The sequence below is a fragment of the Magnetococcales bacterium genome, assembly GCA_015232395.1.
In the GTDB taxonomy this organism is placed as follows: Bacteria; Pseudomonadota; Magnetococcia; order Magnetococcales; family JADFZT01; genus JADFZT01.
Window position 1 is genome coordinate 1 of sequence record JADFZT010000140.1, and the last position, 5,731, is coordinate 5,731.

General features: G+C 54.2%; 7 protein-coding genes. All 7 read right to left on the reverse strand.

Features of this window, described 5'->3' with window-relative positions:
* Nucleotides 1-47 precede the first annotated feature (47 nt).
* A complete protein-coding gene (locus HQL52_19730) occupies nt 48-1,193 on the reverse strand; it encodes a hypothetical protein (protein MBF0371673.1) in 1,146 nt (381 codons plus the stop codon).
* Complete coding sequence (locus HQL52_19735; protein MBF0371674.1) at nt 1,190-2,638, reverse strand: hypothetical protein; 1,449 nt, start codon at nt 2,636-2,638, stop codon at nt 1,190-1,192. Before HQL52_19735 ends, HQL52_19730 begins: the two co-directional genes overlap by 4 nt.
* A complete protein-coding gene (locus tag HQL52_19740) occupies nt 2,635-3,177 on the reverse strand; it encodes a hypothetical protein (protein MBF0371675.1) in 543 nt (180 codons plus the stop codon). The genes HQL52_19735 and HQL52_19740 overlap by 4 nt, the downstream gene beginning before the upstream one ends.
* Nucleotides 3,178-3,194: 17 nt before the next feature.
* A complete protein-coding gene (locus HQL52_19745) occupies nt 3,195-4,109 on the reverse strand; it encodes a hypothetical protein (protein ID MBF0371676.1) in 915 nt (304 codons plus the stop codon).
* A gap of 465 nt (nt 4,110-4,574) precedes the next feature.
* A complete protein-coding gene (locus HQL52_19750) occupies nt 4,575-5,111 on the reverse strand; it encodes a hypothetical protein (protein MBF0371677.1) in 537 nt (178 codons plus the stop codon).
* Between the two features lie 59 nt (nt 5,112-5,170).
* Nucleotides 5,171-5,446: a hypothetical protein gene (locus tag HQL52_19755; GenBank protein MBF0371678.1), complete on the reverse strand. Its 276-nt coding sequence runs from the start codon at nt 5,444-5,446 to the stop codon at nt 5,171-5,173.
* Nucleotides 5,443-5,682: a hypothetical protein gene (locus tag HQL52_19760; protein MBF0371679.1), complete on the reverse strand. Its 240-nt coding sequence runs from the start codon at nt 5,680-5,682 to the stop codon at nt 5,443-5,445. The genes HQL52_19755 and HQL52_19760 overlap by 4 nt, the downstream gene beginning before the upstream one ends.
* Nucleotides 5,683-5,731: the final 49 nt, after the last annotated feature.

A 5,731-nucleotide genomic window follows, 5' to 3' on the forward strand; every position in this document is an offset into this window, starting at 1 on the left:
CCATTCTGGCGTGGAAAAATCGTGTCAAGAAATATCGTGCTGCCACCTCATTTTTTTTGGGGGGGCGAGCAGTTACGAATATGATCCAGTTCCTTTAGAATTTTCCCAAGCTGGGCCAGCACATCAGGAGCCTCTTCAAATCCTTTCGCAACTTCCTGTCTCAGCTTCGATATAGCCGGGAGCGCCGCTCTCACCTTTTCCTCAAAGACTTCACCTTCAGCGCCGCCCGGAATCAAAATCTTGCTTTGGTGACCAATGGCCTTGTCCAACTCTAACTGGCGGGATTTGAACCGTTCAACAGCACCTTCGGAAGATTGCTGCATGGACTCCCCGACCGTCAGTTTCGCGGCTGGCTCTCCATATTTTCCGGATACCTGACGATGAACACCGGTGGCCGCGTCGATGGTTCTGGTTGCGGCCCGCTGAACTGTTCCTGTGGATCCCGGCAGATTGGAAAGCGCCGTCCAAACTTTCTGCATCATGGGGCTACCACTGATCGCTCCGGCAGCTCCCTCGATGGGAATGCCTGCCTGTTGGAAGTCGCTCAATAGCTGGGGGGCGGCAGCATTGGCCGTGCGATTTCGGAATGGACTTGCAGCCTTCCCGTAAAGCTCCTTGGCAAGGTGCGGCACCCCTTCTGCCACCTTCCCAATAACCGTTTCCAGGCCGGTTTCGATGGCAGCATCTGCCCCTTTCTCAGCCAGATTTCGGGTATCCACCGTGCCGCCCACCCCCCGCATCACCGCATCATGGGCCTGTCCAGCCATCTGGGAGCCCAGGGCCCCACCCGCCGCAGCGCCCCAGGGGCCCCCAGAAAGACCCAAAAGCCCGCCACCAGCACCGCCCACAAGCTGGGAGATTTCCCGGCCAGCACCGAAAAGATCACCCACATCCAACCCTTCCGGATTCACCAGAGTGGGGCGTTTGGTCTCGGGGTGGGTGAAGATGAAGTTGTCCTCTCCGAAGGGTTGGGCATCGGGGAAGAATTTTTGCAGGGTGGCCAGCTTATCCTTTTGACCCAGGGCCGATCCAACAGCAGAGCGAACGCCATAGTTTGACCCGGTATCCCGGTCGATATTTGTTGGGTTGGCATTTCTGAGTGCCAGCCTGGCTTTCAGTTCTTCCCTGGCATTGCCGTTACGCTTGGCCTCTTTGAGCCTCAGATGTGTTTTCAACTCTTCTCTGGGTGTCATTGCTGCCCCCTGAGCATTCGGTTGTATTCCCGCACCTGTTCATCAGAAAGACCGCCAACATCTTCAGGCTTGAGGGTTTCAATCGTCTGTTGGCGGTTTATCCCCTGCCCACCACCGGCTTGGCCAGTTGCTTGATTCTCAATTTCATCTTCCGATACGCCTGGAAAATATTTCTTAAGAACCGCTCTTCTGTACTTTTTGTCCGCGCCCGGTAGGGCAATTGTGGGTGCCAAAGTTACAAAATCCGTCAGCATTTCGAGCTTCAACCTCTGCGTCTCTGCAGGGTCAAAAGTGGAAGGGATGTACAGATCGGTGTACTTGTCCCACTCATTATCTTTGACGGCAGCACCGGATAATGACCGCACAACGCCATCTATTGCGCTCTTGATTCGAACATTGGCAGATCGTCCATCGGTCCAGGGAATGTTCAACCCCATCTTGATCACGTGCCCTGGTTCCGAGTCTTTTTCAAGCCCTTGCGGAAATAGATATTCAATCACCTTCTTGACCTCGCCTTGGGCGTTCAATAGCGCCGTCATTTTTGCGGCCTGTTCAAACGGCATTCGATCCGCTGGCCCGCCAGGAGTGGCCTCAAGGTTCCCATCAGCTGTAGGCCGGTAACCGGAAGGGGCGCGTGCTTTGCCATTCCCACCGAAGGAAATAAACGTGGATCCATCCGGGTTGGTCTGGACGGTGGTTCCGCTCTTGGCAAGCAAGGTGGTGAGTTGCGTTTTTTCTTCCTGGGACAAAGAGTCTCCTGCCAGGGCCTGGGCGTTTTTCATGGCTGGAGTTTGCTGGGCCGCCTGGGTCTGTCTGGCCTGCTCCCCCCTCAAGGGCACCATCGTTTTTTCGTGCTGCTGCTGATCGTTCTGAAGCGCCAGTTTGTTCTGGTGCTGTCGCTGTGCGGTTTCTTCTTGAAGAGTTTGCCCGATTACCCCCCCGATACTCATCAGGGAAAACATGTTTTCTTCGCTATACGCTCTGAATTGTGAGGGAATGTCCCTGCCTGTCTGTTGCCGGTAGTGGGCTTTCAGCTGCTCCCAATACTTCGGGCTTTTATAACGCAGCGCTGTGGCGGCAAGGTTTCCCAGCAGCTGGGAATCCCTTGTTTTTTTCGCCACTCTTTCATCATTCAGAGCCTTCGATTCCTCCCGCACCCCTTTCGAAATATCCGTCTGGGTCTTTTTCCACTGCTGTGACTCACCCGGAGCAACCCGCCAGGATTCTTCCGTCAGGCTCCCATTCGGCCCCAGAGTTTTAAAAAACTGCTGTTTGCGCCAAGCTTCGGCCATGCCCATCTGTTTTTTCTGCTGGTCCAGGCTGAACTGGGCCTGCTGCATCTGCTGATTGCGCCGGTTTTGCCTGGCCTCCATAAAGGAGTCGAGCGGGGATTTCCGGGCCGCATTGTTGGCCATGAATTGTTGCCAGATCGCTTCCATGCTCATGATGTCACCTCCTGCATCGCCAGGGTGTTCCTGAATTCCCTGGCAGCTGAAAAAGCTGTCGCTATGTGATCGAGAAGACCAGGAGCCACCGCGCTCCATGCCAGGGTCAGATCGGGCATTTCAAGAAGATCATCCGATTTCCAAACAATCATTCCCGCCAGGTGAAGAGCGCTCTCGATTCCAAGCTGGACTGCATCCAGTTCGACCGGGGCGGGCGCGGTCAACGGGTATTGGGCTATCAGGATATTGCGGATTTTCAGGGTAGACGCATGGGCCGCTTCAAGATGGTTGAAGAAGGTTGGACAGACAGCGCCCCAGCTCAGAAGCAGATCGGTTCCATGGTTTGGGCTCTGCTCTTGTAGGGTGACCGTCTGCACCAGGAAGAAGGCCCGCTCAAGGCAGGGCATGACCGCATCCAATTCGGACAGCAAGGCAAAGGTGTTGGTAGTGCTGTTGTGGATCTCGCCAAGTTTAACCAGGGCAGGATCGTGGGGGTGGTCGTTGACCGGAATATGGCCCAGGATATCTTCTATGCTCATCGCTCAAACTCCTTGGCTCACGACAGTCCGGAAAGAATATCCAACGCGTTGGTGGATCCCGTATAGCTGAACCCATCCGGCAGCACACTGGTGGAACCGAAACTGCTGCCTAAACTGCCCAGGATGGAAGTCAGATCGGAAAGTGTATTCCCCCAAAGGCCACTACTGGCCAGATAGGAGCTGGCTGTGGCATTGCCGGAGTTGATGGTGTTGCTGGCTGTGCTGCTGCCCAGCTGGCTGTAGGCGCTCATCAGGTCCGAGCCATAGGAGGAACCAAGACTCCCCAGGGTGGAACTGATTTGGCTGGAGTTGGAAGTGGGAGTGAGTCCAGCCAGTGACTGAGCAAGGGAGAGCGTGTTTTGTGCCCTGGAATTGTCGATATTGTATTGATCCAGAGCGCGCCCATAGTAGGTATCCCCATAGGTCTGGGCGGTGCCTTCGGCAAACTGCGAAAGGGCCTGTAATTGCGCTCCGGAAAGGTTCATCCCCTTGGCAGAGGCGGCATTTTCCAGCGCCTTCAGACCCTGTTCCAGTGTGAATTGGTATCCAGGGTCATCCTCGATTTGGGATGTATCCCAGGAAAAGGTTGGGTTCCACCACTCTTCCAACTCCTCAGATGTCATATTCTTGGGACGCATCCAGTAAAGCGCATCCCCCAGCCGCCCCACCGCCTCCTGTGACTCCTCCAGAAAGGGGGCTTGATCCTCCCGATCCTGGTTATACATCTGCAAAATCAAATCCTGGGTGGCGTCGAACTGCCGCCCGGATTCATCTATACCCATCTGGGTCATGTCGATCTGACCCTGGGTGGCGGCATCGTAGGCGCTCGCCTGAGTCTGTGCGGCATCTTCAGCAGAGTCGGCCCCGATCAGGCCGCTGATGATGGATCCGCCTGCAAGAGCAAGAGCAACGTCCAATCCAAAAAGACTCATTTCAACCTCCATGTTTTGAATGCCCGAGCGCCTTCCATGACTCGGTATTTTTTCGAAAAGCAGCGTCCCAATTTATGCGTCATAATTGTTTCATAAAAACCGATATAATGCAATGATTTCAAAGGGAAATGCCTGTGTTTCCGGAGAGACAAAACCCGTATGGCCATGGTGATTTGTGGGGCTTGTTTTTCTGGTCAACAAGGGGGCTAAATCGCTCTGTGTGGGCCGATCTCTGAAGGAGCTTCAGGGGGGTATGCGGGAGGAGTCGTTGCAAGGCGTGCATGTGTTGGGGGGGGTGGGCCTAAAACCGGTTTTTTTCAGGCCAACCAATTGTTCTTGTGGGGATTGGGGTGGGGACCAAAAGAGGGGACAAGATGAGGAAAGGCCGCCGTCCTTGGCTGGCCTCCCGATGTGATGATATTCAATGGCCCCGCCGTCCATGGCAGTGATTTCCCATTCAAACCATCAAGAGGGGGGCACGCTTTTGGTGCTGTGCTGGATCTGTAGCAGAGGCCGCGGATCATCAAGAATCATTTCTGCATCTTCTCCAGTTACTGTGATGTGCTTCAACAACAATTGCGCCAAAGCGGAAACATTGAACCAATAAGCGGTTAGGAGCTCCTGAGTCTGACGGACCAAATCTTCTGTTTCGTGATCGGGCACGAATCGGATGATGAGATTCTTGGCAGTTTCGTGGTCCTGCCAACAGATTGAATTATTAAGGTCGGTAGCAGGAAAGCGTATCTTTTCAGCTAGCCCACCTGCCAGAAGGGACATGATTTTGATCTTGATAAGGGTTTGGCGAGCAGTTGTTGCCTCATCTGGGAATGGCCTCTCATCGGTATGAAATATCTCCATTGGATCTCCATGGACAATGCAGCTACCAAGCGAATCATCGGTTGGCTTGATTGTTACTTCTTTGAGTCGGATACCGAAATGCCACCAAAGAACAGCATGTCCAGCCTCATGGTAGGCAGTCAGCTCTCTGTTTTGGTCGTTCACGGGTTATTCCTCCAGCAGAAAAAATAGGGTTCCCGCCATCCATGGCAGGGTGGATGTTGTTATTTGCCTTTCTGCCGTCTGGCCTCAAACACCCGTCCAGCTTCCTGGATAGCCCGCAACTGTTCGATGACTACCCATGCAGCCTGATTGATTGTAAGGCCTTCCAGGTCAACGAGTCCCGTCCCGCCGGGAAATGTAGCTGACTGAATTAAATCCGCGACAGCATGAGCCTGGTTAACGCGCATATCCACAACATCCTGATATTCCAGCCAGCCATGGGGATATGGGTCTGCTTTGCCGGTCGCTGGACTGGTCTTGGCCGGGGTGCCGCTCATGATCCCACCTCCTTCCCCACCAGAGCTTCCTGGATTTTAAGGGCAGCCTCATAGGCCAATCCAAGGTGGTCATAAAGGCCCGTGGACACCGAGCCCCAGACCAGTGACAGATCGGTTTCCTCCTTGGGATCATTCACCTGCCAGTTGACCACATTGGCCAGGAAATAGGCCTTATCGATGCGAGATAGGATTTCATCCAGCTCGGTGAGGCCTGAGTTTCTGGCGGGTGGGCACATTTGAGCCTATCGAAAAATCAAATCCTAAAGAAAACGACATGTTACGGTA